We start from the raw sequence: 26,504 nt of genomic DNA on the forward strand, positions 1-26,504 counted from the left end.
AGCCAGGCGTCGATGAACGCCTTGGCGTCGCTGTCGGCGTTCACGCCGATGCCGTAGGCGTCGACCGGGCCGAACGGCTCGCCGACGATCTTGACGTCATCATTGGACACCAGCGCGTTCAGCAGCAGCGCCTGGTCGATCACGTAGGCGTCGGCCCGTCCCTGCTGGACGGCGGTGAGCGCCTGGGTGTGGTCGGGCAGGGCGATGATCTCGGCCTGCGGCGCCTCCTTCTCCAGCAATTTGACGCCGGTCGAACTCGCCTGGGTAGCCACCTTCTTGCCGGCCAGGTCGGCCACCGAGTTGATCGTCGTGTTGTCCTTCTTCACCAGGATCGCCGCCTGCGACTGGTAGTAGGGGCCGGCGAAGTTGATCCGCTTCAGGCGATCCTCGGTAATCGAGTAAGTGGCGAAGACCACGTCCACCTGTTTGTTGACCAGCAGGTCCTCACGAGTGTCGACGGTCACCTGGGTGAGTTCGGTCTTCGCGTCACCGAGGATGTAGCGCGCCAGCAACTGGGACAGCCCGGCGTCGAAGCCGACCGCCACCCCCGAGGTGGGGTTGAGCAGCGAGAACAGGTCGGAGGTCTCGGTGCCGCCGACCTTGAGCACACCGGCGGCCTTGACCGCCTTGGCCCATTCGTTGCCCTGGACGGTGGCGTCGTCGGCCACCGGGCCGGCGTTGATGATGGCGTCGTAGTCGGCGTTGCCGGAGTTGAAGGTGCCGGTAGCCGGAGCCGTGCCGCCGGAGGTGGTGCCGTCCGGGGCGCTGGACGAGGGGGTCTGCGTCCCCGCGCAGCCGGCCAGCACCAGGGCGAGCGCGGACGCGGCGGCGACAAGTCGCCAGGGACTACGGATTCTCATGATTCTCCTTGTGAGGACGGGTGCCGAATGGCACGAACGCCACGATCAGCCATGACGCAATTGGGGGTGAGGACAGCCGGACGGGGCCGACGTGGGTGGTTCAGCTCAGCGAACGCAACAACAACACCGGCGATCGCCGGCCATCGGGGAGTCGCAGGACGAGGCTGTGGACCGGCGGGCCCCAACAGTCGTCAGCACGGCGAACTCCTCGACATTCAAGCGCCGGACCAAGGCGTGGCCCGTGCGCGGCTTTCTTCGAAACTAGCACAGCTGGTCACCGCGGTTCCGCGGTCTGGGACGCGAACGGCCAGTCGACACACGGGCAGCGTCCCACCGAACCGACCTGCTCGATCACGCCCGGCCCGCGTCCGACACCGTCCGGTCGACCAGCCTCCGGGTGTCGGGGTCGGTGATCTCTACCAGTCGATTGGCGGGTCAGTCGCGGGTCAGCACGAACTGGACGACAGCCACGGACTCGCGCAGATAACTGGGCGGCTGGGCATACCACAGGGTGTCGGCATGCAGGTGGGTGGCGTTCAGCCCGGCCTGCCAGGCCAGTTGCTGCGCTCGCCAGACATGGAACTCGTTGGTGACGAAGGCAACCTTCAACTCCGGCCGCCAGTACGGGGCCAGCACCGCCTGGCCGAACCGGAAGTTCTCCTCGGTTGAGGTCGAGCGGTCCTCGACCAGGATGCGGTCGTCCGCCACCCCGCGGGCCAGCAGGTAGTCCCGGCCGGCCACCGCCTCGGGCACGTCCTCCTGCGGGCCCTGGCCGCCGGTGACGACGATGAACGCCTCCGGGTTGCGGGCGTGGAAGTCGACGGCCACGTCGAGCCGCCGGCCCAGCGCCGGGGACACCTCACGTCCGTGGACGGCGGCACCCAGCACGATCAGCGCGTCCTCCTGACCGGTGGCGGTGTCATGCAGGCCGGTGTTGGCCAGCCACGAGACCATGCCGGCGATCGTCCCGACCAGGACCAGGCCGATCAGGTTCACCGACCAGAGTTTCGACAGCTTGCCGACAACGGCATAGACCAGGCAGGCGACCGCTACCGCTCCTGCCAAGACGATGCCGAGGTTGAGGTTCGTGGTCAACGCCATCCAGACGGTGTCGGCCGCCAGGAACAGGCCGGCGAACAACGCCAGGAGCCGTACGGCACCACGTGCCACTGTCACGATCGAACGATAGCCCTGACCCACCGCCGCCGCAGGGAAAACCGGACGCTTGCCCGCCCGTCGCTACCTGACGAACGGATTGGCCTCGGGCACGACCTCCTCATTCGGGCCGGACGCGGCCCGCATGGACCACAGCCGATCGGCGAGTTCACCGGCGGGCGTCACGGCGGACGGCGGGATCGCGACGCCGGCGGCTCGGGCCGCCTGCATCCGCTGGTCGATCGCGCTGCCGCCGATGATCGACGAGATGTAGAGCCGGCCGACGAAGACCCCCTGCCCGCCGACTTCGGCGGCCAGTGACTGCAGGTAGTTGCGCTGCGCCGCGGCGGCCGGGCCGGGGCCGCTCATCCCGGGGAGCCCAGCCAACGCACTGGCGCCCTGTGCGGTGAGGATCGCACCGCCGCCGGCAGCGAGCATGTGCGGCAGGAACTCCTGCACCACCGCCACCAGCGAGAAGTAGAGCAGGTTCGTGATCTGCTGCGCGGTCTCAGCACTCTGCTGGGCGGCCGGGACGAACGCGACCTCGGACGATACCGGCGCGTAGTAGATGACGTCCGGCTCGCCGGCAGCGGCACGCACCCGAGCGGCGAGTTCACCGACGCCGGCGGGATCGGACAGGTCCCCGGTGACGGCGTGGGCGGTGACGCCCTGGCCGGTCAGTTCTGCGGCGAGCGCCTGGAGCGGTTCCGGGCGCCGTCCGATCAGGACGATGTCGTAGCCCTCACGGGCGTACCGGCGGGCGACGGCGCTGCCGAGTCCCGGTCCGGCTCCGAAGACGGCGATGACGGGCATGGTTGGGTTCCTTTCGATGAAGTGCTGGGTCGAGCGCAGGTGTCGCGGCGTCCGCTCGGGCAGGCCGTCTGGTTCGGGTCCATGCCGAGGACGGCGAAGATCCCGCTGAGATCGGCCTGCCCGAGCGGACGCCCGGACGCGGCCTCGGTCAGGCTCAGCCCGAGCAGCAGGGACAGCACGCTGCGTGCCGGATCGGGTGCGGGCGTCCAGGCGAGGAAGAAGGAGTTGAGCGCGTCCAACAGCCGGGTGGCGCTGGGCCGCAATTGCGGCCGCCGGATCGCGGCGACGAGAAGTTCGTAGCTGCCGACGACCTCGTCCCGGGTGCGATCGTCCTCGCCGCGGACAACCTCGGCCCACGCCTGGGCGAGGGTCGTGCGGCCGGCCAGGGCGGACTGGCGGAGCCGGTCCAGCCTGGCTACGGAGTCGTCGATGATCCGGTCGAAGGCGGCGTCGAACAGGTCCTCCAGGCTGGCGAAGTGGTAGGTGACGGCAGCAAGGGAAACACCCGCACGGGTCGCCACCTTGCGCTGGGTGGTTCCGGCCAGGCCCTGCTGGGCGATCAACGACACCGCCGCGGCCGTGATGGCCGAACGCGTGCGATCGCCGTCGACTCGGCGTGCGCGCGTCCGTGCCATGCATCCCGCTGCTTGGTCGTGGGCCATGGAGGCTTCCTTTTTGCCAGTGTCTGTACGATCGTACAGAGTCTAGTTCGCGACGACAACCAGGAGAATCAGATGTCACAGATCAGCGGTACTCACGCCGAGGCAGTGCGATGAATGACGCGGGCCAACTGCAGCTGGGTCTGAGCACCTTCGGCGACATCACCCGGCGACCCGACGGCACCGACTTCACCCACGCCGAGATCATCCGGCAGGTGGTTGACCAGGCCGCGCTGGCCGACCAGGTGGGCGTCTCGGCGTTCACCCTCGGCGAGCACCACCGGCCTGACTTCGCGGTCTCCAGCCCCGACATGGTGCTGGCCGCGATCGCTTCGCGTACCTCGCAGATCAGCCTGGGCACGAGCGTGACGGTGCTCTCCTCCGACGATCCGGTGCGGGTCTACGAGAGTTTCGCCACCCTCGACGCAATCTCTGGCGGACGGGCCGAGATCACGCTGGGACGCGGCTCCTTCACCGAGTCGTTTCCACTGTTCGGCTATGACCTGCGCGACTACGAGGTGCTCTTCGAGGAGAAACTCGACCTGTTCTCCAAGCTGCTCGCCGAGAAGCCGGTCAGGTGGAGCGGCACTACCCGTCCGCCGCTGGTCGACGTCGACGTGTTCCCCAAGACTCCCCGACCGATCCCCGCCTGGGTCGGCGTCGGCGGAACCCCGGCCTCGGTCGTGCGCACCGCCAAGCACGGGTTGAACCTGATGCTCGCGATCATCGGCGGCTCCCCCAGCCGCTTCCACCCCCTGGTGGCGGAGTACCACCGCCAACTCGTGCTCAACGGCCACAGTGCCGGCTCAGTGGGCGCCTACTCCTCCGGTCACATCGCCGACACCGACGAGCAAGCGCTCGAGGAGGCCTACCAAGGGTTCGCGAAGTCAGCCCGCCGGATCGGCGGCGAGCGCGGCTGGCGGGAGTTCACCCGCGAGCAGTTCCTGCACGCGATCGGGCCGGACGGCTCCACCTACGTCGGCTCGCCCCAGACCGTCGCCCGCAAGATCGCGGCCACGGTACGGACGCTGCGGCTGTCCCGCTTCGACCTGAACTACGCGACCGGTCCGTCCTCCCCCGACCAACTGCTGCACTCGATCGAGCTTTTCGGGACGAAGGTCATCCCGCTGGTGCGTGAGTTGGTCGCCTGACCTGGACCGAACGCCCGCGCCGCCCGTTGGTCGCTCTCCGTGGGCTGCCGTATTGCCTTTTGATCTCACCCGGGACGTCAAGGCTGTCCCGTTGACTGTGGATACCCCGTCCACCGACGAGTTTCAGCCACTGGCGCGCATCTCCGGCCTCAAGGGAATCGAACGCGTTTCGTGCTTTCAGGCACTGAACCAGAAGGCGATGGCGAGGTTCTATGCCCGCAGCATCGGCCGCGACTACCGTGACCTGAACCTCGTGGTCGCCATGCTGGGCGGAGGCATCAGCGTTGTTGCGCACGAGAAGGGCCTCATGATCGATGGACCTGACGCGCTCGAAGGCGAAGGACCGTTCTCGAACAACCGAAGCGGGACCCTCCCCCCGGGCCCCCTGATCAAGTTGTGCTTCGAAGGCTCCCGCGACCTGCCGGCGATGATGCGACAGATCAACGGTGAGGGCGGCCTGGTTTCCTACCTGGGGACCACCGACATTCGCGGCATTGAGGCGCGCATCAGCTAGGGTGACGACTGTGCCGCGGAGATCCTCGAAGCCATGTGCTATCAGACCGCAAAGGACATTGGCGCCTATGCATCGCACCTTCCCGCCGACTATGTGATCACTCGGCCTGGCTAGGTATCGGTCGCAATCACGAAGGCAAGAGCACGATCCTGCTCACGGCTGACCGTGAGGTGGAGACTGCCAACGGCTGCCAAGGCGAGTTGCTCCTGCAGGCTCTGGGAGACATTGACATAGGGCGTTCCGTCCTGCCGAAGGAGGGTCTCGACAATCCGCAGATCAAAGTGCTTGTCCGGCGTGAGATGTGCCACTGCCTTGTACACGGCCTCTTTGACGGCGAACCGCACGGCGAAATGATCCTCGGGCCGTGCGGTGTCCTTGCCCGCACGAACCTCAGCCTCCGTGAAGGTGTAGTTCGTGAAGGTGTCCCCAAGCTCGCGCAGCAGACGTCCGGTCTCGGAGATGCTCACGCAGTCCACACCGATCCCGCGGATCATCCTCGCCCCTCTCTCAGGTGGCCCCATGATGGCATGGGCCACAGCCGCGTCGTGAAGAGTGGGCCAACGTCAACCTCGAACTGGTCATCGGACTGGTGCTCGGCGACCTGGTCAGCTCCGGCGCCCGGTGCCGCGGAGTCGCGGCCACGGATCGGTCAGGCAGCCGCGAGGGCGGGCAACTCCTGCTCGATCCGGTCATCGGTCAGGCGGCCGTCGACCAGTTCGCGGCGCTTGCGGAACCAGGCGATCGCCACCGGCGCCAACCCGCCGAGCCAGGCCAGTGGCCCGGCCAGGCAGACCCCGACAAACCCGAAGTGAGCAACCAGCACCAGGCCGGCGACGGCCCGGAGCACGAGTTCCATCGCGCCGGCGATCGTCGGGACCGATGTCGAGCCCAGACCCTGGATGGTGTTCCGCAGCACGAACAGGCTGGCGAGGATCACATAGAGCGAGCCGCTGATCATCAGGTACTGGTGGGCCAGAGCAACCACGTGGTCGTCGCCGTCCCCGATGAACAACCGGACCAGCGGCGTCCCGCCAAGGATGACGCCCACACCGAGCAGCAGCGCCACTCCCCAGGTGACCAGGCTGATCCGGAACACACCGGTGCGGATCCGCAGCCACTGTCCGGCGCCCCGGTTCTGCGCCACGAAGGTGGCCATCGCCAGGCCGAAGGAGGCCAGCGGCTGGGTCGCGAACTGATCGACCCGCATCGCTGCCGTGGCGGCGGCGACCCCCTCGGTGCCGAGCCCGTTGATCGCGTACTGCAGTACCAGCGCGCCGACCGCGATCACCGACATCTGGAAGCCCATGGTGAGGCCCATCCGGGCCACCTCGGCGAACTCTCCGTCGCGCAGCTGGAAGTCAGCCCGGCGCAGCCGCAGGGCGGGCATCCTCTTCACGATCAGCACCAGGCAGGCGATCACCGAGACGGCCTGGGCGACAACCGTCGCCAGCGCGGCGCCACCAACCCCGAGGTGGAAGGCCCCGATGAACAGCACCACCAGCCCGGCGTTCAGCACACAGGCGATGATCAGGAAGATCAGCGGGGTGCGACTGTCGCCCAGGGCGCGGATCGTGGCGGCCAGGAAGTTGTAGGCCATCGTCACCGCCGCGCCACTGAAGGTGATCGCGAGGAAGGCGGTCGAGTTCCCGATCAGGGTGTGGGGAGTGTCCAGCAGTTGCAGCAGCGGACGGGCGAAAAACACCCCGATCATGGTGACCATGACGGCGATGCCGCCGGCGATCATCACCCCCGCGGCGACATAGCGGCGCATGCCGGACAGGTCCCCCGCGCCGAAGGCCCGGGCCACCGGGATGGCCATACCGCCGGAGGCGCCGAAGGTGAAGCCGAGCAGCAGGAACTGCAGGCTGCCGGCAGCCCCGACAGAGGCGAGGGCGTCGACGCCGAGCATGCGTCCGACGACCGCAGCGTCGGTGAAGGCATAGAGCTGCTGAAAGACGTTGCCGATCAGCAGGGGCAACGCGAACAGGACGATGAGACGAGTGGGTGGGCCGACCGTGAGGTTTTTGATCATTGAGTTTTTCTCGGGCGCGCAAAAGCGGGGAAGTAGTGGCTGGTCAGGGAGCGCGGGTCGTCACACTGCGGTCGAATGACCGGCTGCAGGGGCGGCTCGCTGAAAGGTTACCGCCGCAACGCGACGGTATCGAGCTGATCTCAGGCACGCAGACCTGGGAAGATTCTCGGTGGGCCTAAGTGGACTTGAACCACTGACCTCCGCCTTATCAGGGCGGCGCTCTAACCGACTGAGCTATAGGCCCGCTGGTGCACAGCACCGAGCGAGTACGTTACCCTGCGCGGTGCCGCTGGCTCAAATCCGAGGACGAGGGACGACGAGAGCGTCAGCTCTTGATCGGACTGAGGACGAGGACCGTCGAGCAAAGCTCGACAGCAATCCGAAACAACGGCGGTTCGACGCATCCGTCCCGTCGAACCACGAGCTGAGTCGGTGACGGAGCGGGTCAGTCCTCGGACAGGGTGACCTCAAGGCCGCCGAGCACATTGGCGGAGAGGTTGTAGAGGAAGGCGAAGATCGTGCCGAGGGCGGTGATGATCACCACATTGGCCACCGCCAGAATCGCACTGATCCCGAGCACCCGGTTGCGGCTCACGACGTCCTCGATCCGCCACGGATTGGTGTCGTTCGGGTTCGCGATCAGGTTGACCACGAACTCGTTGATCGCACCGAACAACCCCGAGGTCTCGATGACCGACCACAGCAGGTAGATCGCGACGAAGAACATGATCCCGAAGGCGATCGAGAACAGGAAGGTGGTCTTCATCACCGACCACGGGTCCAGCCGGGAGATCCGCAGCCGCGCCTTGCGGTTGCGGCGCAGCTTCCGCTTCGTCCTCGGCTCGGGCACCGGGGCCACCGTGATCGCCGGCTGCGGTGGGGCCGGTTGCGGTCCCACCACCGGCGGTGCCGGCAACGCGGTGGTCGCCTCGTAGTCCGGGCCGACCGCCGGGGGCAGAGCTGGCGGCTTGGGCAGCGTCGGTGCACTGGACCCGTTCGCCGGGATCGGGTCGATCCGCACGACGGTGTCGTCGAGGCCGCGTTCGTCCTCGCTGCTGCCGCCGCCCTCAACCCGCCACTGGCGGGTCTCGTCGACCTCCAGCGGCATGCCTGTCAGGGTTGGCTTGTCAGTCACCGGCTTCCTCCTCCACCGAGACTGACGTCACCGCCCCGGCTTCCGTGGGCTCCACGGTACCTGCTGCTGACGCCTGCGGGCCATTGTCAGCAGGATTTGCCGTCTCCGGCGGCTCGTCCGGGGACGCGGGCGATTCCGCGCTGGCCACCTCGTCGCCGTTGGACTCCGGGTTGAGTGCGATCACCACCACCGCGTCGTCATCGGCCACCCCGACGAACTTCACGCCCATGGTGTCGCGCCCCTTGGCGGGCACGTCGGCCACTGCCGAACGGATGATCTGGCCGCTGACCTTGATCGCGATCACCTCGTCCGACTCCTGCACCACCAGACCGCCAACCAGCGAACCACGGTCCTCGTTCAGCTTCATCGCCTTGATGCCCAGGCCGCCCCGGCCCTGCTGGCGGTACTCGCTGACCGCGGTCCGCTTGGCGAAGCCGCCGTCGGTGACGGTGAACACGTACCGATCGTCCTCGGGCATGTCCGCGTCGATCACCGACATCGACAACAAGGCGTCGCCGTAACGGAACTTCATGCCGGTCACCCCGGAGGTCGCCCGCCCCATCGGACGCAGTTGCTCGTCGTCCGCGGCGAACCGGATCGCCTGGCCCTTGCGCGAGACCAGCAGGACGTCATCGGCGGCCGAGCACAACGCGGCTCCGATCAGCTCGTCGCCTTCCTCACGGAAGTTGATCGCGATCACGCCCGCCTGCCGCGGTGAGTCGTAGGAGCGCAGCTCGGTCTTCTTCACCAGGCCGTTCTTCGTCGCCAGCAACAGGTAGGGCGCGTCGTCGTAGGAGCGCAGCGTCATCACCTGGGCGATCCGCTCGTCCGGCAGGAAGCTGAGCAGGCCGGCGACGTGGCCGCCCTTGGCATCCCGGCCGGCCTCCGGCAACTGCCACACCTTGGCCCGGTAGACCCGGCCGAGGTTGGTGAAGAACAGGATCCAGTGGTGGTTGGTGGTGGCGAACAAGTGCTCCACCTCGTCGTCGGCCCGCAGTGAGGCTCCCCGCACCCCCTTCCCGCCGCGCTTCTGCGTCCGGTAGAGCGCGGACGAGGTGCGCTTGGCGTAGCCGCCGTGGGTGATCGTGACGATCATGTCGTCATCGGGGATCAGGTCCTCGTCCGACAGGTCGCCGTCGGCCGCGACGATCCGGGTGCGGCGCTCGTCGCCGTACTTCTCCACGATCTCGGCCAGCTCGTCGGAGACGATCTGCCGCTGCCGCTGTGGCCTGGCCAGGATGTCCTTCAGGTCGGCGATCAGCGCCTCGATCTCGGCCAACCGGTCGACGATGGTCTGGATCTCCATCGCGGCCAGCCGCCGCAGCTGGGTGTCCAGGATGTAGCGCGCCTGGTCGTCGTCGATGTCGAGCAGGTCCTTCAACCCCAGCAGGGCGGCCTCGGCCGTCCGGGAGGCGCGGATCAGTGCCAGCACCTCGTCCAGCCGGTCCAACGCCTTCACCAGGCCGCGGTCCAGGTGGGCGCGCTTCTCGGCCTGCTCCAGCCGGTAGGCGGTCCGGCGCTGGATGACCTGCACCTGGTGACGCACCCAGTGGCTGATGAACTGGTCGAGCCGCAACGTCCGCGGGACGTCGTCCACCAGGGCCAGCATGTTGCAGCCGAAGGTGTCCTGCAGCTGGGTGTGCTTGTAGAGGTTGTTCATCACCACCCGCGGCTGGGCGTCGCGCTTCAGCACGATCACCAGCCGCTGGCCGGTGCGGCCCGACGAGTCGTCGCGAATGTCGGCGATCCCGGTGAGCTTGCCCGACTTCACCAGCTCGGCGATCTTCATCGCCAGGTTGTCCGGGTTGCACATGTACGGCAACTCGGTGACCACCAGGTTGGTGCGGCCGGCCTTGTCCTCCTCGATGCTGATCACCGCGCGCATGATCACCGAGCCGCGGCCAGTGCGGTAGGCGTCCTCAATGCCCTTGTGGCCCACGATCAGGGCGCCGCCGGGGAAGTCCGGGCCCTTGATCCGCTCGAGCGCGGCTTCGAGCAGTTCCTCCCTGGTGGCCTCGGGATGCTCCAGGTACCACTGGACGGCGTCGGCCACCTCGCGCAGGTTGTGGGTGGGGATGTTGGTCGCCATGCCGACCGCGATGCCGGTGGAGCCGTTGACCAGCAGGTTCGGGAACCGCGCCGGCAGGACGGTGGGCTCCAACTCCTTGTTGTCGTAGTTCGGCTTGAAGTCGACGGTGTCCTCGTTGATGTCGCGGACCATCTCCATCGCCAGCGGCGCCATCCGGCACTCGGTGTACCGCATCGCCGCGGCCGGGTCGTTGCCCGGGGAGCCGAAGTTGCCCTGGCCGGCGACCAGCGGTGCCCGCATCACCCAGGGCTGCGCCAGCCGGACCAGGGTGTCGTAGATCGCCGAGTCGCCGTGCGGGTGGTAGAGGCCCATCACGTCCCCGACGATCCGGGAGCACTTGTTCCAGCCCCGGTCGGGACGGTAGCCGCGGTCGTACATCGCGTAGATCACCCGGCGATGGACGGGCTTGAGGCCGTCGCGGACGTCGGGCAGCGCCCGTCCGACGATCACGCTCATCGCATAGTCGAGGTAGGAGCGCTGGATCTCGACCTGCAGGTCGATCTCCTCGGTCCGGCCCACGGTGGGCGCGAGCTCGGTGTTGTCCTCGACCACCTCGACGTCGCCGTCGCCCGGGCCGTCGATCGGTTCGTCGGGGCCGTCAGTCATGCTGGATTCTCCTCAGTTCGGAAGTTCCGTGGGTGAGCTGGTCCAGGAGCGCTCGACCAGCAGAAGGGTCAAACATCGAGGAAGCGGACGTCCTTGGCGTTGCGCTGGATGAATGTCCGGCGCTGCTCGACGTCCTCGCCCATCAGCACCGAGAACATCTCGTCGGCGGCCGCGGCGTCCTCGATGGTGACCTGCAGCAGGGTGCGCTTGTCCGGGTCCATGGTGGTGTCCCACAGGTCCTCGGCGTTCATCTCCCCCAGGCCCTTGTAGCGCTGGATCGGGTTCTCCTTGGGCAGCTTCTTGCCGGCGGCGAAGCCCTGGTCACGCAACTGGTCACGCTCGGCATCGGTGTAGGCCAGTTCGTGCGGGGCGTTCGTCCAACGCAGCCGGAACAGCGGCGGCTGGGCCAGATAGACGTAGCCGCCGTGGATCAGCGGCTTCATGAACCGGAACAGCAGGGTGAGCAGCAGGGTGCGGATATGCGCCCCGTCCACGTCGGCATCGGCCATCAGCACGATCTTGTGGTAGCGCAGTTTGTCGATGTCGAAGTCGTCGGTGACGCCGGTGCCCATCACGTTGAAGATCGCCGAGACCTCGCGGTTCTGCAGGATCTTGTCCAGCCGGGCCTTCTCGACGTTCAGGATCTTGCCGCGGATCGGCAGGATCGCCTGGGTGCGCGGGTCGCGTCCGCCCTTGGCCGAACCGCCGGCGGAGTCACCCTCGACGATGAAGACCTCACACTCCTTGGGCTCGGTGGAGGAGCAGTCGGCCAGCTTGCCGTACTCCCCCGCCCCGTTCAGCAGGCCCTTGCGGGAGCGGGCCAGGTCGCGGGCCTTGCGGGCGGCGATCCGGGCCTGGGCGGCGGCCTGGGACTTGCGGACGATGTCCTTGCCCTCGGCCGGGTTCTTCTCCAGCCAGTCGCTGAGCAGTTCGTTGACCACCCGCTGCACGAAGGAGCGCGCCTCGGTGTTGCCCAGCTTGGTCTTGGTCTGGCCCTCGAACTGCGGCTCGGAGAGCTTCACCGAGATGATCGCGGTCAGGCCCTCGCGGATGTCGTCGCCGGAGACCCGGTCCTCGCGCTTCTTGATCATCCCCCAGGCTTCGCCCCACTTGTTCACCGTGTTGGTGAGCGCGGCGCGGAAGCCCTCCTCGTGGGTGCCGCCCTCGTGGGTGTTGATGGTGTTGGCGAAGGTGTGGACGCTCTCGTTGTAGGAGGTGTTCCACTGCATCGCCACCTCAAGGCTCATCTCGTCGTCCACCGCGTCGATCGCGATCACGGACGGATGGATGACCTCACGGCTGCCGGTGAGGTATTTGACGTAGTCGATCAGGCCGTCGGAGTACTGGAAGGTCTGCTCCCGGACGGTCTCGATCTCGTCGGTGTCGGGATTGTCGGCATGCTCGGGACGCCGATCGACCAGGGTGATCGACAGGCCCTTGTTCAGGAAGGCCATCTCGCGGAACCGGGTGGCCAGGGTGTCCCAGGAGTACACCGTGGTCTCGAAGATGTCTGCGCTGGCGTAGAAGGTGATCACCGTGCCGGTGCCGTCGGCGGGTTCGAGCCGCTCCAGCGGAGCGTCCGGGACGCCGAGGCTGAAGGTCTGTCGCCAGTGGTAGCCGTCCCGCCAGACGTCGGCGGTCAGGCTGGTGCTGAGTGCGTTCACCACCGAGACGCCCACGCCGTGCAGTCCGCCGGACACCTTGTAGCCGCCGGTGCCGAACTTGCCGCCGGCGTGCAGCATGGTGAGCGCGACGGTGAGCGCCGACACCTTCTCGACGGGGTGCTCGGCGACCGGAATGCCGCGGCCGTTGTCGGTCACCCGGATGCCGCCGCCCTCCAGCAGTTCGACGGTGATGGTGTCGCAGTAGCCGGCCAGGGCTTCGTCCACCGAGTTGTCGACGACCTCGTAGACCAGGTGGTGCAGGCCGCGTTCGCCGGTGGACCCGATGTACATGCCGGGACGCTTGCGGACGGCCTCCAGGCCTTCCAGGACGGTGATCGCCGACGCGTCGTAGCTGCCTTCGGCAACATGCGCAGCCTCCGCAGCGGACAGCGCAGGCACGATGGGCTCTTGTGTCACTGAGGTTTACCCTTCGGACGTGAGAACGGCCACCGGCTGGCAGGCAGCGGCGGCTCGGTCAGGAACAGAGCAAGTTTAGCCGATCCGGCCCACAGAAACGGGCAGCGCCGCTCGGGAACCGGTTCTGAGCGGCCGAATTTGGCGGTGCGCAGGCACTGGCAGGGGCTCGTCCATGGACGCCTACCCGACCGGGGGCGCTCGGCGGCCAGATCGCCGCGCCGGTCCGGTCCGCCAGCACCAGAAATCCGACGGTGGGGACCGTTCAGCTCAGCTGTCCCGGAGCCTGGCCACCGCCAGGTCGACCAACTCGGTGCGCGGCCGGTCGATGTCGAGGCTGAAGCCGGCCTCGTCCGCGGCCAGCGGTTCGAGGGTGGTCAGTTGGGAGGGTAGCAGCGACGCCGGCATGAAGTGGCCGGGGCGGTCGACCATCCGCCGCGCCAGCACCGCCGGGCTGCCGGTCAGGTGGAGGAAGACCGTCCGTCCCGGGGCGGCCCGCAGCCGGTCCCGGTAGACCCGGCGCAACGCCGAACAGGTGACGACGGTGGAGCGGCCGCAGGCGTCCTGGCCGGCAGTCCAGGCCGCGATCCGGTCCAGCCACGGCCAGCGCTCCTGGTCGGTGAGCGGGACGCCGGCGTGCATCCGGGCGACGGCGGCGGTGGAGTGGAAGTCGTCGCCCTCGGCGAAGGTCCAGCCGAGCCTGTCGGCCAGGGCGCGGGCGAGCGTGGACTTGCCCGAACCGGCCACGCCCATCACCACCAGGTGGGTGGCTGGCGGTGTGTCTGCTGACTGGCTGCTGCTGTCCATGTCGGTTCAGCCGTAGGTGTCGCGCGGGCCGCGGCCCGGAACGGACCGGCGTCCCTTCTTCCAGCTGGGAGCAGTCGGCCCGATCACCAGGACACGTTCCACGGTGCCCTGGCCGAGGGCGTCGTTCAGCCGGGCAACCAGTTGGGGTGCGATCTGGCGCAACGAACTGGCCCAGGTGGTGGATTCGGCGCGGACGGTGAACACCTTGTCGGCGAAGGCTTCCGGCGCCGAGTGCGCAGCGTTCACCTCGCCGACCAGCGCGGGCCAGCGTCCGAGCAGGTGGTGCAGGTTGACCTCGGTCGACCAGCCCTGTTCGGCGATCAGCCCCTGCAGGAGCTCACCGAGCGGCTCCGGTTCCTCCGCGCGGCGCTCGGCCGGACGCGAGCGCTTCCGGCGGGGGGCTGTCCCACCGCGCGCCGCGGCCCTGGCGATCTGCCGGGCGACATCCAGGCCTTCGGGATCGTGCTCGGTCATCCCTGATGATCTCCCACACCGGACGCTGCCGCCACGTCGGCCCCGGTTTCGGCCTGCCGGAGCGGGCTCTCGCCGATCGCCACCGCGAAGTGCCTGCCGTCCAGGCCGGCCGGGACGTCGGCCGCCACCGCCGCGGTGATCAGCACCTGCTGGGCGGTCACCGCCGTTGCCGCGAGGCGTTCGCGCCGCACCTCGTCCAACTCGGCAAAGACATCGTCCAGCACCAGGACCGGCTCGACCCCGTCGGCACGGAGCAGGCCGAAGGAGGCCAGCCGCAGCGCCAGCGCCAGCGACCAGGACTCGCCGTGGGAGGCGTAGCCGCGGGCCGGCAGTTCGCCGATGCCGAGGGTGATGTCGTCCCGGTGGGGTCCGACCAGGGACACCCCGCGAGCGATCTCCTCGCCGCGGCGCTCCCGCATCCGGGCGGCCAGCAGTCCAGCGAGCTGGTCGCGCGCCAGGCCGGGTTCCACGGCGACAGCCGACTTGTAGACCGCGGTGGCGTGGTTCCGGGTCGGGGCAATCTCGGCATAGGACCGCTCCAGCAGTGGCTGCAGGTCGGCGAGGGTGGCCAGCCTGGCCTCAACCAGTTCGGCACCCAGCCCGGCCAGCGACTCGTCCCAGACGTCGAGGGTGCTGGCGGTCTCGGCCGGAACCTGCCGCGCACTGCGGCCGGACAACGACTTCAGCAGGGTCGAGCGCTGCCGCAGGACGCGATCGTAGTCGGCTCGGACACCGGCCAACCGCGGCCAGCGGGCGGTGACCAGGTCGTCGATGAACCGGCGTCGTTCGGACGGGTCGTCCTTCACGATCGCCAGGTCGTCGGGGGCGAACACCACCACGCGCAGGGCTCCCAGCAGGTCGCGGGGACGTTTCAGTGGCGAGCGGTTGAGGCTGGCCTTGTTGGCCCGTCCCGGGGTGATCTCGATTTCCAGCAACAGTTGGCGAGGGTCGTCCGGCCCGGCCTGCACCCGGGCCCGGACCAGCGCCCGGTCGGCGCCGAACCGCACCAGCGGCGCATCCCCGGCGACCCGGTGCGATCCCAACGTCGCGAGATATTCCACCGCTTCGACCAGATTGGTCTTGCCCTGCCCGTTCGGGCCGGTGAACACCGTGACACCGGCCTCCAGCGGCACCTCCGCCAGCGGGTAGGACCGGAAGTCAGCCAGGCTCAGCTGGGTGACGAACACGAGGTCACCCCCGTCCGTCCGGGCCGCCGGGCTGTAGCGGCGGGCCGGCCAACCGGGAGCTGAACCGGCTCGGACGGCAGCGGCACGTCACACCGGGAGGCGCATGAGCATGATCACGTGCCGGTAGTCCTCGCGCGGATCGCCGTCGATCTCGTCCAGGCCCATCAGCAGACAGGGCTTGCCGGGAGCGGTGAACGAGAACTGCACGTACGGGGCGTCGAGCGCCGCGAGCGCCTCGGAGATGTAGTGCGGGTTGAATCCGGCCGCCGTCATGGTCAGGCCCTCGCCGGTGGTGTCGACCACCACTGCCTCGAGTGCCTCGACGGCCTGCGCCTGGTCGCCGGTGGCAGCCTCCAGGGTGATCGACCCGTCACCGATCAGCATCCGCAGCGAGGTGTTGCGTTCGGCGACCAGGGCGACCCGCTTGACCGCGGCCTCGACCTCGGCGGTGTTGGCCCGGACGGTGACCGTGGCCTGGACGTTCATCAGGTGCCGGACCTTCGGGAACTCACCGTCCAGCAGCCGGGTGGTGATCTCCCGGACGCCTGCGGCACCGGTGCCCTCGAAGCCGATCAGGCCGTCGCCGGTGGCAGCCGCCGACAGGCTGAGCACCACGTCGGTGCCGGCGGTCATCGACCGCGCGGTCTCGGCCAGCACCTTCGCCGGTACCAGTGCGGCACCCTCGGCGCGGGTGCTGCGGGGGTTCCAGGCCACTTCTTTCAGTGCCATCCGGTAGCGGTCGGTGGCCAGCAGCGACAGGGTCTCGCCCTCGATCTCCATCCGGACGCCGGTGAAGACCGGCAGCAGTTCGTCGCGACCGGCTGCCACCACGACCTGGCTGACAGCCTTCGAGAAGTCTTCGCTGGCGATCGAGCCGGTGGCCTCCGGCATGGTCGGCAGCGCCGGGTAGTCGCCGACCGGCAGGGTCTGCAGCGTGAACCGTGCCGTGCCGCAGACCACCTCGACCTTGGTGGCGTCGGCGGTGAGCTCGACCGGCTTGTTCGGCAGCGAGCGCGCGATGTCGGCGAGCAACCGGCCGGAGACCAGCACCACGCCCTCCTCGGCGACCTCGGCCTTCACCGTGATCAGGGCAGAGGTTTCGTAGTCGAAACTCGACAGCACCACCTCGCCACCGGCGGCCTTGATCATCAGGCCGGCGAGGATCGGAACACTCGGACGGGTGGGCAGGCTGCGCGCGGCCCACTGCACTGCTTCGGCCAGGACATCGCGTTCGAGTCGGATCCTCACCTTTGCTCCTCACTCGGTTGGTGACCCGATCATATCGGCGCGGGCCGACGGGCGTGGGGGCAACTGGACCGGGCACGGACCGTTCGTCCCCGGATCGAACTGGCTTGCCCTCACCAGAGCGTGGGCTGCTGTCCCCAGCTTGTGCAGGACGTGACTTTGAAGATCATGGGGAGTCTTTCAATTCGTCATCGTCATAGCGGTTGTGGATCTGGTGGACAACTCCCATCCACGCTGGTCAGGCAGCATGCAGCCTGTGGACAACGGGTGTGGAGAAGGAAAAATCACACGGGGAGGATTTGGGGACGGCGGCCGGGTCGAGGCGCTGTGTCCACAGCCTGTGGTGATTGTCCACAGTCGGCTGGGACGAACTGTGGACGGTTCGGGGAGATCCGGGCGGCGGTGGCTCAAGCGGCACGAGGCTGGCGGCATCGCCAGATTCCAGACGTTCCCGGATCTGGAAAACGACCTCGGCCTGTCCGTGAGTGGGTCGGTGGTCGCTTGTTTCCGGATCCAGGCGGGCGTGTTGTGCCTCGGCGGCGGGCACCGCGGTCAGCGGGCGGCTTCCTGACGGATCCGGTTGGTCAGTTCGGTGATCTGGTTGAAGACGCTGCGGCGTTCGGCGAGCAACTGGCTCATCTTGCGCACACCGTGCATCACCGTGGTGTGGTCGCGGCCGCCGAAGGCCTTGCCGATCTGTGGCAGGGAGAGGTCGGTCAGCTCGCGGCACAGGTACATCGCCATCTGCCGGGCGGTCACCAGCACGTGGGTGCGGCTCTGGCCGGACAGGTCGTCGACGCTGACGTCGAAATAGGAGGCGACCGCGTTCATGATCATGGTTGCGGTGATCGTGGCCTCAGCACCCTCGGGGATCAGATCCTTCAGGACGAACTCGGCCAGGGCGAGGTCGACCGGCTGGCGCTGCAGGCTGGCGAAGGCCGTCACCCGGATCAGGGCGCCCTCGAGTTCGCGGATATTGGTCTGGATCCGGCTGGCGATGAACTCCAGCACGTCCGGGCTGGCCGACAGACCCTCGGCAGCGGCCTTCTTGCGGAGGATCGCGATCCGGGTCTCCAGGCTGGGCGGCTGGATATCGGTCATTAACCCCCACTCGAACCGGCTGCGCAACCGCGGCTCGAGTGCGGTGAGCGAGCGCGGCGGACGGTCGCAGGTCAGCACGATCTGCTTCTCGGCGGTGTGCAGGGTGTTGAAGGTGTGGAAGAACTCCTCCTGGGTCTGGATCTTCGCCTCCAGGAACTGGATGTCGTCCACCAGCAGCACGTCCACCTCGCGGTAGGCGCGGCGGAACTCGGCGGTGCGGTTCTCGGAGATGGCGTTGATGAAGTCGTTGGTGAGTTCCTCGGTGGAGACGTACTTGACCCGCACCCGGTCGTAGTAGCTGCGGATGTAGTGCCCCACGGCGTGCAGCAGGTGGGTCTTGCCCAGACCGGAGTCGCCGTAGATCATCAGCGGGTTGTAGGCCTTGCCGGGCGCCTCGGCGACAGCTGCGGCCGCCGCATGGGCGAACCGGTTGGAGTCGCCGATCACGAAGGTCTCGAAGGAGTACTTCGGGTTCAGCCGGTCCGATCCGCCACGGCCGACCGTCCGGGTTCCGGTGGCAGCTGCGGCCGGGACGGACTCGACGGCCGGCTCGGTGACCGGAAGGGCAGGCTGGGCGGGCGTGTTCGCCGAGGGATCGATGGTGATGGCCAGCTGGATCGGCCGGGAGAAGTACTCGGTGAGCTGGGCTTCCAGGGTGACCCGCAGCCGGGTCTCCACCCAGTCACGGGTGAACTCGTTGGCGACGGCCAGGATCAGCAGCGACTCGTGCAGGGCCACCGGACGGGTGCTCGACAGCCAGCCACGGGCTGACGGCTCGGAGTGCTCCCAGACATGCTCCCACGCCTGTTCGAGGGTTTCGTTGCCGGTGGGTGGAACCGAAGGTTCGCCTGGCTGCGACATGTCTCCCCTCACAAAAGGCCTGCGGATCCGCAGATGCTGTCCACAGCGTTGTCCACAGACTGTGCACGGGCCGAGGCGCGGGCGGGCCGATCCTCCGATTGACCTGAGCAACGTAGCGAGGGTGACAGCGGGTTGCAAACCCCTGTCAGGAATTCTGCCCGTTTCCCCGGCGTGTCGTCTCGACATCGACACACAAGGCACTTCGGTTTGCTGGAGACCGGGGCGGGCGCGTATCGTTGGGAAGTCGCTGTCGCGACAGCCGTGCGTCCACGTGGGCGCATCTGTCCATGAAATTGTCTACGAGGGAGCACTCGCGTGAGCAAGCGCACTTTCCAGCCGAGCAATCGGCGTCGCAGCCGCACCCATGGCTTCCGTCTCCGGATGCGCACCCGGGCCGGGCGTGCCATTATCTCTGCCCGCCGCCGTCAGGGGCGGGTCCGCCTCGCGGGCTGACTCCACGGTGTTGCCAGCCGCGTCGCGGATCCGGACGCCCGAGGACTTCCGTGGCACGATGCGCCAGGGGGTCAGAAGCGGTCGCCGATGCCTGGTGCTGCATGCCCGTCGCCGGACGGAACTTCCGTCCAGGGCGGGCTTTGTTGTATCAAAGGTTGTTGGCGGCGCGGTGCAGCGCAACCGGGTGAAGCGGCGGTTGCGGCACCTGGCCGCCGGTGAGTTCGGTTCCCTGGCGTTCCCGGTCGACATCGTGGTGCGGGCGCTGCCGCCGGCCGCGGACGGCGACCTAGCCGGCGATTTCCACTCCGCGCTGGAAGCCTGCGTCCGGAAGTTGGCGGCATGAAGTACCTCCTGATCGGCTTGCTGAAGGTCTACCGGGCAGTGATCAGTCCGCTGTACGGCAATGTCTGCAAGTACTACCCGTCCTGTTCGGCCTACGCGCTGGAGGCGGTCACCGTCCACGGCGCGGTGAAGGGCTCCGCGCTCGCGGCGCGGCGGCTGGCGCACTGCCATCCCTGGTCGCTCGGCGGCTATGACCCGGTGCCGGGAACCCCGGCTGCCGTGGCCTGGGAAGCAGAGAAGGCGGCCAAGGCGGCCCTGAAGAAGCCCGGCGTGCAGCCGGCCTAGTGAAGTGAGATCTGTGTGAGCCATCTGCCGCTGCTGTTGCCGCTGGACCTGTGGGGTGACATCGGCAATTTCTTCAACACCATCATGCAGCCGCTCTACTGGGCGGTGTCGGGGATCCTGATCGGCTTCCACTGGCTGTTCAGCCAGTTCATGGCCGCCGACTCGGGCTGGACCTGGGCGCTGTCGATCATCCTGCTGACCGCGCTGATCCGGACGGCGCTGATCCCGCTGTTCGTCAAGCAGATCAACTCCTCGCGCAACATGCAGTTGCTGGCGCCGAAGCAGAAGGAACTGCAGGACAAGTACGGCCACGACCGGGAGCGGCTCGGCCAGGAGACGATGAAGCTCTACCAGGAGGAGGGCGTCAACCCGATGGCCTCCTGCCTGCCCCTGCTGCTGCAGATGCCGATCTTCATGTCGCTGTTCTGGGTGCTGAACAACGCCGCTCGCGGCCAGGCGATGGGCATGTTCGTCGATCACCCCGAACTGATGGACTCGTTGCGCAACGCGACCATCTTCGGTGCGCGGATCTCGGGCACATTCTGGCCGATCCCGGACACCGGCTGGTCGATGACCCAGACCCTGGCAACGATCCTGGTGCTCGCCATGACGGCGGTGCTCTACGTCACCCAGCTGCAGTTGATGCGGAAGAACATGCCGCCGGCCGCCCTCACCGGGCCGATGGCGCAGCAGCAGAAGATGATGCTGTACGTCTTCCCGCTGATGTACCTGTTCACCGGCGTGAACATCCCGATCGGCGTGCTGATCTACTGGCTGACCACCAACACCTGGAACATGGTGCAGCAGTACCTGCTGATCCACAACAACCCGTCGCCAGGAACTCCGGCCTACCTCGACTGGGAGGATCGGATGCGCGCCAGGGGCAAGGATCCGGATGAGATCGTCGCCCAGCGCCGCGGCAAGCAACGCAAGCGTCCAGCGGCCACCGCCGACTACGACCCGACCAAGGTCACCCGGCAGAACACCACCACCAGGCCGGTTTCATCCGGCCAGGCTTCGAACCGTTCCACGCCGCGGCCGACGAACTCCCCGGCCACGGCGGCGGCCGGGAACGACAAGCCCACGTCCACCGGTTCGCCCGACGGCCAGCGCACCGTGGTGCAGCGGCAGCAGCCGAAGCGGAACCCGCGTGCGCAGCGCAAGTCCTGAGACCCTTCAAGACCGCGGCCGGATGGCCGCCAAGGAGTGACAATCGTGAGTGAGAACACCGTGACCGAGGTCGAGGAAACCGTCGTCGCCGAGGTCGCCGAGCCCGAGGTCGGCGCGGAAGCAGCGGAGCAGGCGGGGGAACCGGGCCGGTCGAAGCGCGACTCCGCCCTGGACACCGAGGGCGAGATCGCTGCCGACTACCTGGAGGAGCTTCTCGACATCGCCGACCTGGACGGCGACATCGACACCTACACCGAGGGTGGCCGGGCGCACGTGTCGGTGATCACCGACACCAACCTGCTGGTCGGCAAGGACGGTGAGGTGCTGGACGCGCTGCAGGAACTTGCCCGGCTGGCGGTGATGACCGAGACCGGCCACCGCAGCCGGCTGATGCTGGACGTCGCGGGCCATCGCGACAAGCGCCGGAAGGTGTTGCAGGAGTTGGCGGCAACGGCGATCGCCGAGGCCAAGGAGACCGGTGAGGCGGTGCGTCTGGCGCCGATGAATCCGTTTGAACGGAAGATCGTGCACGACGCGGTGGCGACGGCGGGGCTGGTCAGCGAGTCGGAGGGCGAGGAGCCGCACCGCCGCGTGGTGATCCTGCCGAAGGCCTGAGCATGACGGACGCCCGGGATCCGGGCGTGGACCGGTCCGGCGGCGTGGACGCGGGGCTTCCCGAGGTTGCGCGCGCGGTCGACTGGCCGGATGCAGAGGCGATCAAGAGATATGTCGACATACTGATAGATCGAGGTATCTCATGGGGGCTGTTGGGTCCGCGGGAGGCTCCGCGAATCTGGGAACGGCACATCCTGAACTCGGTGGCGTTGGCGCCGCTGTTGCCCTTCGGCTCGACGATGGTCGACGTGGGCAGTGGCGCGGGCCTTCCGGGGTTACCGCTGGCGCTGTTGCGCCCGGATCTACGGGTGAGCTTGCTGGAGCCGTTGCTGCGGCGGTTCGACTTTCTTGAGTTGGCGGTCTCGGAGCTCGATCTCGGTTCGCGGGTGACCGTCGTCAGGGGCCGGGCCGAGGACCATCGCGGGCGGTACGACATCGTGACCTGCCGCGCGGTGGCGCTGCTGCCCCGGTTGCTGGCGTGGTGCCTGCCACTGGTTGGATCCGGGGGACGGTTGGTGGCGCTGAAGGGGTCTTCTGCACCGGAGGAGATTGAGGCGGCGTCGGACGCGTTGCGGAGGGCGGGCGCGGTGGCGACGGTGGCGCGGCTTGCTGTGCCGGGGGTCGAGGAGGAGACCCGGGCGATCGTGGTGGAGCGGTCGTAGCTACTCCGCGGCTGCGCTCACCATCGGGCCGTGCGGGTTTCGGGCTCCTGGGTCTACGGCCGGGAGGCGTCGCTGGCAACTCTGTGGTGCGGTCCGCTACCGCTGTGCTCGGCTTCTACTACTCGCTGTACTCGGCTTCTGCTACTCGCCTTCTGCTGTGCGGCGGAGTAGGGACGGCGATCGGACAACCTTGTGGTCGTTCTTGGCGGTGGTCGGGGGGCTGGTGGCTGGGTGTGCCGGTGGTTGGCGTTTTCTTTACGTTGTCCGATCGCCGTCCCTACTCCGCCTGGGGGAGGGTCGGCGCCGAGCGCCCGGAAGCGCCCTACTTCGCCTGGGTGAGGGTGGGCGCCGAGCGCCCGGATCACAGCGGCGGGACCAGCGTCCTACTTTGCCAGGGCGAGGGTCGGCGGCGATCTTGTGGTTGTCTTTGGGGTGGATGGAGGGCCGGGGTTTGTGGGACGGTACTCGACAGGTTCCAGGGCGGTCTCCGGGCAGGACCAGGTGCCGGTTGTCAACTCGGCGTTCTGACGGCGCGGCCGCCTCACAGTGAGGGATTCCTCGTTGCTCGCGCCAGGCGCGCTGGTTGGCCGGTGTTGGCCTGGTGTGTTGACGGGCGTGCCGTCTCGCTGCGGTGACGCCCAGTAGCTCAGTGACGCAGCTGATTGACGTCGGGTCTTTGTCGTACGTCGGGTCCTTTTCTACCGCGGACAGATCTCGGCAGGCGTCGGACCGGCCCAGCTTCAACTCAGCGAGAGGACTTTCCGGTCGTTTCTGGCGCGACTCGGACCTTCCCAAGGTGTGGAGTCTGGGTCCTTCCGGGCGGCTTGAGGGTGGTGGTTGCGCGACTTGGGCCTGGTGCGGCGGTGTGCGGGCGTGGCGGGGTGGCTGGGCCGCTGGTGGCGGCGTCCGCGGGGCTGGGCGGGCGTGGGTTCGGGGTGGGCGGCACGGATGGTCGGGAGTGGGCGATATCCTCGTGTTTCACGTGAAACGTCGTCGCTAGGAGCCATCTGTGTCGATCACTCCCCCGGCCGGACCACGCAGGGTGGTCTTTGATGAGCCGGAGTTCGGAGCACCCGAGGCCGTCGAACCCGATGATCTCGACGCCGATGTTTCACGTGAAACGCCGCGACTCCCCCGTCCGTCCCATCCCCGGACGTTGGTGGTGGCGAACCAGAAAGGTGGCGTCGGCAAGACCACCACGGTGGTCAATCTCGCTACCTGTCTGGCACTTGGCGGCCTCCGCGTCCTGGTCATCGACCTCGACCCGCAAGGCAATGCCTCAACAGCCCTGGGGATCGACCACTTTGAAGGCGTACCTGGAACCTATGAAGCGCTGACCGACCAGACGCCGATCGCACAGTTGGTGCAGCGATCGCCGGAGTCCCCCGGGCTCTGGGTACTTCCTGCCACCATCGACCTCGCTGGAGCCGAGATCGGGCTTGCGGCCGTGATGGCGCGGGAGAGCAGGCTGTTGCACGTGCTGCGCGACTTCACCGCGCGTCACAGCTTCGACTATGTCTTCATCGACTGCCCACCGTCCCTCGGGCTGCTGACGCTCAACGCCCTGGTGGCCGCCGACGAGATCCTGATTCCGATCCAGTGCGAGTACTACGCCCTGGAAGGTGTCACCCAACTGCTCCGCACAATCAATCTCGTCAAGGGCCAGATGAACGACGGTCTGCGCCTCAGCACCGTCGTCCTCACCATGTTCGACGCCCGCACCAGACTGTCGACGCAGGTGGCCGACCAGGTGCGTGAGTACTTCCCCCAGGAAACCCTCGCGACAGTCATCCCGCGGTCAGTCCGTGTGTCCGAGGCTCCCAGTTACGGCCAGTCGGTCATCACCTACCACGCCGCGTCCGCCGGCGCTCAGGCCTATCTGGCGGCAGCCGAGGAGATTGCGCATCGTGGCGCTGCCCACGTCGAGGAGGAATCCGTCCGATGAACGCCCCGAAGAACCGCAGCGGCCTGGGCCGCGGCCTCGGCGACCTGCTGCAGCGTACCGATCCCGACCTCGCCCCGCGCGCCGGTGTACCGGAGGTCCCCGCGGGCTCTCGGTACGAGGAGATTCCGGTCAGCGCGGTCCGGCCCAACCCCAAGCAGCCGCGGACGGTCTTTGACGAGGACGCCCTGGCTGAACTGGCTGCGTCCATCGCCGAGATCGGCCTGTTGCAGCCGATCGTGGTGCGTCCACTGGGAGACGGGCAGCAGTACGAGCTGGTCATGGGGGAGCGACGCCTGAGGGCCACCCAACTGGCGGGCGAAACCACGATCCCGGCCATCGTTCGGCGCACCGAGGACGCCGATCTGCTGCGGGACGCCCTCCTGGAGAACCTGCATCGAGCCCAGCTCAATCCACTGGAGGAAGCTGCCGCCTACCAGCAGCTGCTGAACGACTTCGGGTGCACGCAGGAAGAGCTCTCCCAGCGGATCAAGCGCTCCCGTCCACAAATCTCGAACACGATCCGGCTGCTGCAGTTGCCGACCGCCGTCCAGCGCAAGGTGGCCGCCGGGGTGATCAGCGCCGGACACGCCCGCGCGCTGCTGATGCTGGCCACACCCGAGGCCATGGACCAGGTCGCCCAGCGTGTGGTCGCCGAGAACCTGTCAGTGCGTGCGGTCGAGGAACTGGTGGCCGTCGGAGAGCCCCAGGCGGCCAGACGTGCGCCACGCCGTACTCGGTCCCGTGAACTCCCGGCCGCGGCCGCCGAGGCGCAGGAGGCCTTGGTCGAAGCCCTCGACACCCGGGTGACGGTGGCAACGAGCGGCAAGCGGGGGAAGATTGTCATCGAGTTCGCTGACCTGGACGACCTCCAGCGAATCGCCGATCTCGTGATAAAGCGCTAGAACTCTTTATCGACAAACATACTTATATCTAAAATGCGGATGGCCCGGTGCGGCCCGCCGACAAGCGAGGGCAGACCGCGTGCCGGTCGGAGACTCAGCTGGCGGGTCGCGCGAGCTGGCAGCCACAGCCCGCCAGGACGGCGGCCGAACGGTCGAGCCAGTTGGCCGCCGCGGCGGAGTGGGTGCCGTTGTGCGTGGCCAGGAAGGCGAAGGTCAGCACGGCTCCATCCGCGGTGGTCACGTAGCCGGCCAGCGCCGACACCTTCCTCAGGGTTCCGGTCTTGGCGTGGACGACCACCCGTCCCGCCTTCTCGACCGCGTCATCGAAACGGTGCTCCAGGGTGCCGTTGACCCCGGCGGTGGGCAGCCCCTTCACCACGTCGACAAAGGCCGGATCGGCCAGAGCGAAGCCAACCGCTCTCGCGAGCACCGAGGGGTAGACCTTGGTGAGCGAGGAGAGCCCACTGCCGCCGTCGATCTTCATGCCCTTCTTCCACAGCCGGTGACCCTTCAGCCAGTCGGTGATCGCTGCCGAGCCACCGGAGAAGCTACCCGGCCGGCCCACGGCGCGGGCGACGTGCCGGGCCAGCATCTCGGCAGCGACGTTGTCACTGACCCGCAGCATCCGCCGGACTATCGAGCCCACGGGAGCAGAACTGACCGAGGCGACCAGGGTCGCGCCCTTGGCGGCCTTGGCGGCGCCGCCGTAGTTCACCGTGAACCCCTTGGCCCGCAACAAGCTGGCAAACAACCGGGTTGTCGAGGCGGCAGGGTTGGTGTACGCGCGTCCGCCGGACTTTCCTCCGCTCACGGTCAGCGCCATGATCCGCGGGGTGTAGGAGGCCCACGACTTCTTCCAGCTGGCGGAGTAGCTCGCTCCGCTGAACAGCCGGGCATCGTAGGTAAGCGTGACCCGCTTCACCTGCTGCGCCTTGAGGGAGCGGGCCGTGGCGCGCACCAGGGCATCCAGGTTGGCCGGCTTGGCCGAGCTCTTCGACTTGTGGACGGTCAGGAAGGGATCGCCACCCGCCACCAGGGTCAACCGCCCCTTCCGGGCGCTGACCACCTTGGTGGTGAAGCGGCGGTCAGCGCCAAGCACGTCAACGGCGGCCAGGGCGGTGAAGAGCTTCATGGTGGACGCCGGCACCATCGCCCGGTCACGGACCAGCAGCGGGGTTCCGTCCGGGCCGAGCACGGCCGAGGCGGTGGCGGTGAGCTTCTTCGTCGAGACCGCGCCGAGCCGGGACGACAGCACTCCGGGGTCCGGCAGCGCGACTTCCACAGCCAAGGTCGAGACCGGCTGGGCTCGCGCCGGAAGCGGGATTGAACCGCCGGCGACGAGGGCGAATACGGTCAGAAGGCC

The 26,504-nt window shown here is 68.0% G+C and carries 24 protein-coding genes, 1 tRNA gene and 1 pseudogene; 10 read left to right on the forward strand and 16 right to left on the reverse strand.

The features are described 5' to 3' along the window. From VB080_RS08310 to VB080_RS08325, 4 genes are all read right to left on the reverse strand, one after another. Window positions 1-860 (reverse strand): transporter substrate-binding domain-containing protein (locus VB080_RS08310; protein WP_323417975.1); only part of this gene is annotated, 860 nt, incomplete at its 3' end. Between the two features lie 435 nt (window positions 861-1,295). Beyond that, entirely contained in the window at window positions 1,296-2,036 is a 741-nt protein-coding gene (locus tag VB080_RS08315; RefSeq protein WP_323417976.1) for a YdcF family protein, read from the reverse strand. A 63-nt stretch (window positions 2,037-2,099) separates the two neighbouring features. Continuing rightward, window positions 2,100-2,828 carry an SDR family NAD(P)-dependent oxidoreductase gene (locus tag VB080_RS08320; protein ID WP_323417977.1) on the reverse strand — a complete coding sequence of 243 codons (729 nt, stop codon included), beginning with the start codon at window positions 2,826-2,828 and terminating at the stop codon, window positions 2,100-2,102. Beyond that, window positions 2,738-3,463 carry a TetR/AcrR family transcriptional regulator gene (locus tag VB080_RS08325; RefSeq protein ID WP_323417978.1) on the reverse strand — a complete coding sequence of 242 codons (726 nt, stop codon included), beginning with the start codon at window positions 3,461-3,463 and terminating at the stop codon, window positions 2,738-2,740. The genes VB080_RS08320 and VB080_RS08325 overlap by 91 nt, the downstream gene beginning before the upstream one ends. Before the next feature lie 137 nt (window positions 3,464-3,600). Here VB080_RS08325 and VB080_RS08330 point away from each other — a divergent pair, with 137 nt between their 5' ends. Both VB080_RS08330 and VB080_RS08335 read left to right on the forward strand, forming a co-directional pair. Beyond that, window positions 3,601-4,638, forward strand: coding sequence for an LLM class flavin-dependent oxidoreductase (locus VB080_RS08330; protein ID WP_323417979.1), 1,038 nt, complete (start codon window positions 3,601-3,603; stop codon window positions 4,636-4,638). 91 nt (window positions 4,639-4,729) lie between these two features. Continuing rightward, entirely contained in the window at window positions 4,730-5,152 is a 423-nt protein-coding gene (locus tag VB080_RS08335) for a hypothetical protein (protein ID WP_323417980.1), read from the forward strand. Between the two features lie 110 nt (window positions 5,153-5,262). Here the strand turns inward: VB080_RS08335 and VB080_RS08340 are convergent, their stop codons facing one another. The 11 genes and pseudogenes from VB080_RS08340 to dnaA all read right to left on the reverse strand — a co-directional run bounded on the left by VB080_RS08340 (window position 5,263) and on the right by dnaA (window position 18,767). Further along, window positions 5,263-5,646 carry a holo-ACP synthase gene (locus VB080_RS08340; protein WP_323417981.1) on the reverse strand — a complete coding sequence of 128 codons (384 nt, stop codon included), beginning with the start codon at window positions 5,644-5,646 and terminating at the stop codon, window positions 5,263-5,265. Window positions 5,647-5,801: 155 nt separating this feature from the next. Next, complete coding sequence (locus tag VB080_RS08345; protein WP_323417982.1) at window positions 5,802-7,184, reverse strand: MATE family efflux transporter; 1,383 nt, start codon at window positions 7,182-7,184, stop codon at window positions 5,802-5,804. A gap of 170 nt (window positions 7,185-7,354) precedes the next feature. Then, window positions 7,355-7,428 (reverse strand) — tRNA-Ile (locus VB080_RS08350). 201 nt (window positions 7,429-7,629) lie between these two features. Then, entirely contained in the window at window positions 7,630-8,319 is a 690-nt protein-coding gene (locus VB080_RS08355) for a DUF3566 domain-containing protein (RefSeq protein ID WP_323417983.1), read from the reverse strand. A gap of 156 nt (window positions 8,320-8,475) precedes the next feature. Then, window positions 8,476-11,014, reverse strand: a pseudogene (gene gyrA / locus VB080_RS08360) (DNA gyrase subunit A); the annotation flags it as partial. 68 nt (window positions 11,015-11,082) lie between these two features. Beyond that, complete coding sequence (gene gyrB / locus VB080_RS08365; RefSeq protein WP_323417984.1) at window positions 11,083-13,095, reverse strand: DNA topoisomerase (ATP-hydrolyzing) subunit B; 2,013 nt, start codon at window positions 13,093-13,095, stop codon at window positions 11,083-11,085. Between the two features lie 267 nt (window positions 13,096-13,362). After that, on the reverse strand, window positions 13,363-13,899 hold the full coding sequence (locus VB080_RS08370; protein ID WP_323417985.1) for a gluconokinase: 537 nt from the start codon (window positions 13,897-13,899) through the stop codon (window positions 13,363-13,365). 6 nt (window positions 13,900-13,905) lie between these two features. Further along, on the reverse strand, window positions 13,906-14,373 hold the full coding sequence (locus VB080_RS08375) for a DUF721 domain-containing protein (protein ID WP_323417986.1): 468 nt from the start codon (window positions 14,371-14,373) through the stop codon (window positions 13,906-13,908). Further along, on the reverse strand, window positions 14,370-15,560 hold the full coding sequence (gene recF / locus VB080_RS08380) for a DNA replication/repair protein RecF (protein WP_323417987.1): 1,191 nt from the start codon (window positions 15,558-15,560) through the stop codon (window positions 14,370-14,372). The genes VB080_RS08375 and recF overlap by 4 nt, the downstream gene beginning before the upstream one ends. Window positions 15,561-15,647: 87 nt before the next feature. Then, the gene (gene dnaN / locus VB080_RS08385; protein ID WP_323417988.1) at window positions 15,648-16,808 is read right to left on the reverse strand and encodes a DNA polymerase III subunit beta; all 1,161 of its coding nucleotides are present in this window, start codon (window positions 16,806-16,808) and stop codon (window positions 15,648-15,650) included. 549 nt (window positions 16,809-17,357) lie between these two features. Beyond that, complete coding sequence (gene dnaA, locus VB080_RS08390) at window positions 17,358-18,767, reverse strand: chromosomal replication initiator protein DnaA (protein WP_323417989.1); 1,410 nt, start codon at window positions 18,765-18,767, stop codon at window positions 17,358-17,360. A gap of 315 nt (window positions 18,768-19,082) precedes the next feature. Here dnaA and rpmH point away from each other — a divergent pair, with 315 nt between their 5' ends. The 8 genes from rpmH (at window position 19,083) to VB080_RS08430 (ending at window position 25,141) form a co-directional block, all read left to right on the forward strand. Next, window positions 19,083-19,220, forward strand: a complete 138-nt coding sequence (gene rpmH, locus VB080_RS08395; RefSeq protein ID WP_323417990.1) for a 50S ribosomal protein L34 — start codon at window positions 19,083-19,085, stop codon at window positions 19,218-19,220. 7 nt (window positions 19,221-19,227) lie between these two features. Beyond that, complete coding sequence (gene rnpA, locus VB080_RS08400) at window positions 19,228-19,563, forward strand: ribonuclease P protein component (protein ID WP_323417991.1); 336 nt, start codon at window positions 19,228-19,230, stop codon at window positions 19,561-19,563. Further along, the gene (yidD, locus tag VB080_RS08405; protein ID WP_323417992.1) at window positions 19,560-19,847 is read left to right on the forward strand and encodes a membrane protein insertion efficiency factor YidD; all 288 of its coding nucleotides are present in this window, start codon (window positions 19,560-19,562) and stop codon (window positions 19,845-19,847) included. The genes rnpA and yidD overlap by 4 nt, the downstream gene beginning before the upstream one ends. Window positions 19,848-19,871: 24 nt before the next feature. After that, complete coding sequence (yidC, locus tag VB080_RS08410; RefSeq protein ID WP_323418033.1) at window positions 19,872-21,017, forward strand: membrane protein insertase YidC; 1,146 nt, start codon at window positions 19,872-19,874, stop codon at window positions 21,015-21,017. A 168-nt stretch (window positions 21,018-21,185) separates the two neighbouring features. Continuing rightward, complete coding sequence (locus tag VB080_RS08415) at window positions 21,186-21,632, forward strand: protein jag (protein WP_323418034.1); 447 nt, start codon at window positions 21,186-21,188, stop codon at window positions 21,630-21,632. Between the two features lie 2 nt (window positions 21,633-21,634). Further along, a complete protein-coding gene (rsmG, locus tag VB080_RS08420) occupies window positions 21,635-22,294 on the forward strand; it encodes a 16S rRNA (guanine(527)-N(7))-methyltransferase RsmG (protein ID WP_323417993.1) in 660 nt (219 codons plus the stop codon). A 1,009-nt stretch (window positions 22,295-23,303) separates the two neighbouring features. Further along, complete coding sequence (locus VB080_RS08425) at window positions 23,304-24,239, forward strand: AAA family ATPase (RefSeq protein WP_323417994.1); 936 nt, start codon at window positions 23,304-23,306, stop codon at window positions 24,237-24,239. After that, on the forward strand, window positions 24,236-25,141 hold the full coding sequence (locus tag VB080_RS08430; RefSeq protein ID WP_323417995.1) for a ParB/RepB/Spo0J family partition protein: 906 nt from the start codon (window positions 24,236-24,238) through the stop codon (window positions 25,139-25,141). The genes VB080_RS08425 and VB080_RS08430 overlap by 4 nt, the downstream gene beginning before the upstream one ends. A gap of 94 nt (window positions 25,142-25,235) precedes the next feature. On the opposite strand, the gene dacB is transcribed toward VB080_RS08430, so the two are convergent. After that, window positions 25,236-26,423: a D-alanyl-D-alanine carboxypeptidase/D-alanyl-D-alanine-endopeptidase gene (dacB, locus tag VB080_RS08435; protein WP_323417996.1), complete on the reverse strand. Its 1,188-nt coding sequence runs from the start codon at window positions 26,421-26,423 to the stop codon at window positions 25,236-25,238. Window positions 26,424-26,504 lie beyond the last annotated feature (81 nt).

Source organism: Propionicimonas sp., from assembly GCF_034927565.1.
Classification (GTDB): domain Bacteria; phylum Actinomycetota; class Actinomycetes; order Propionibacteriales; family Propionibacteriaceae; genus Propionicimonas.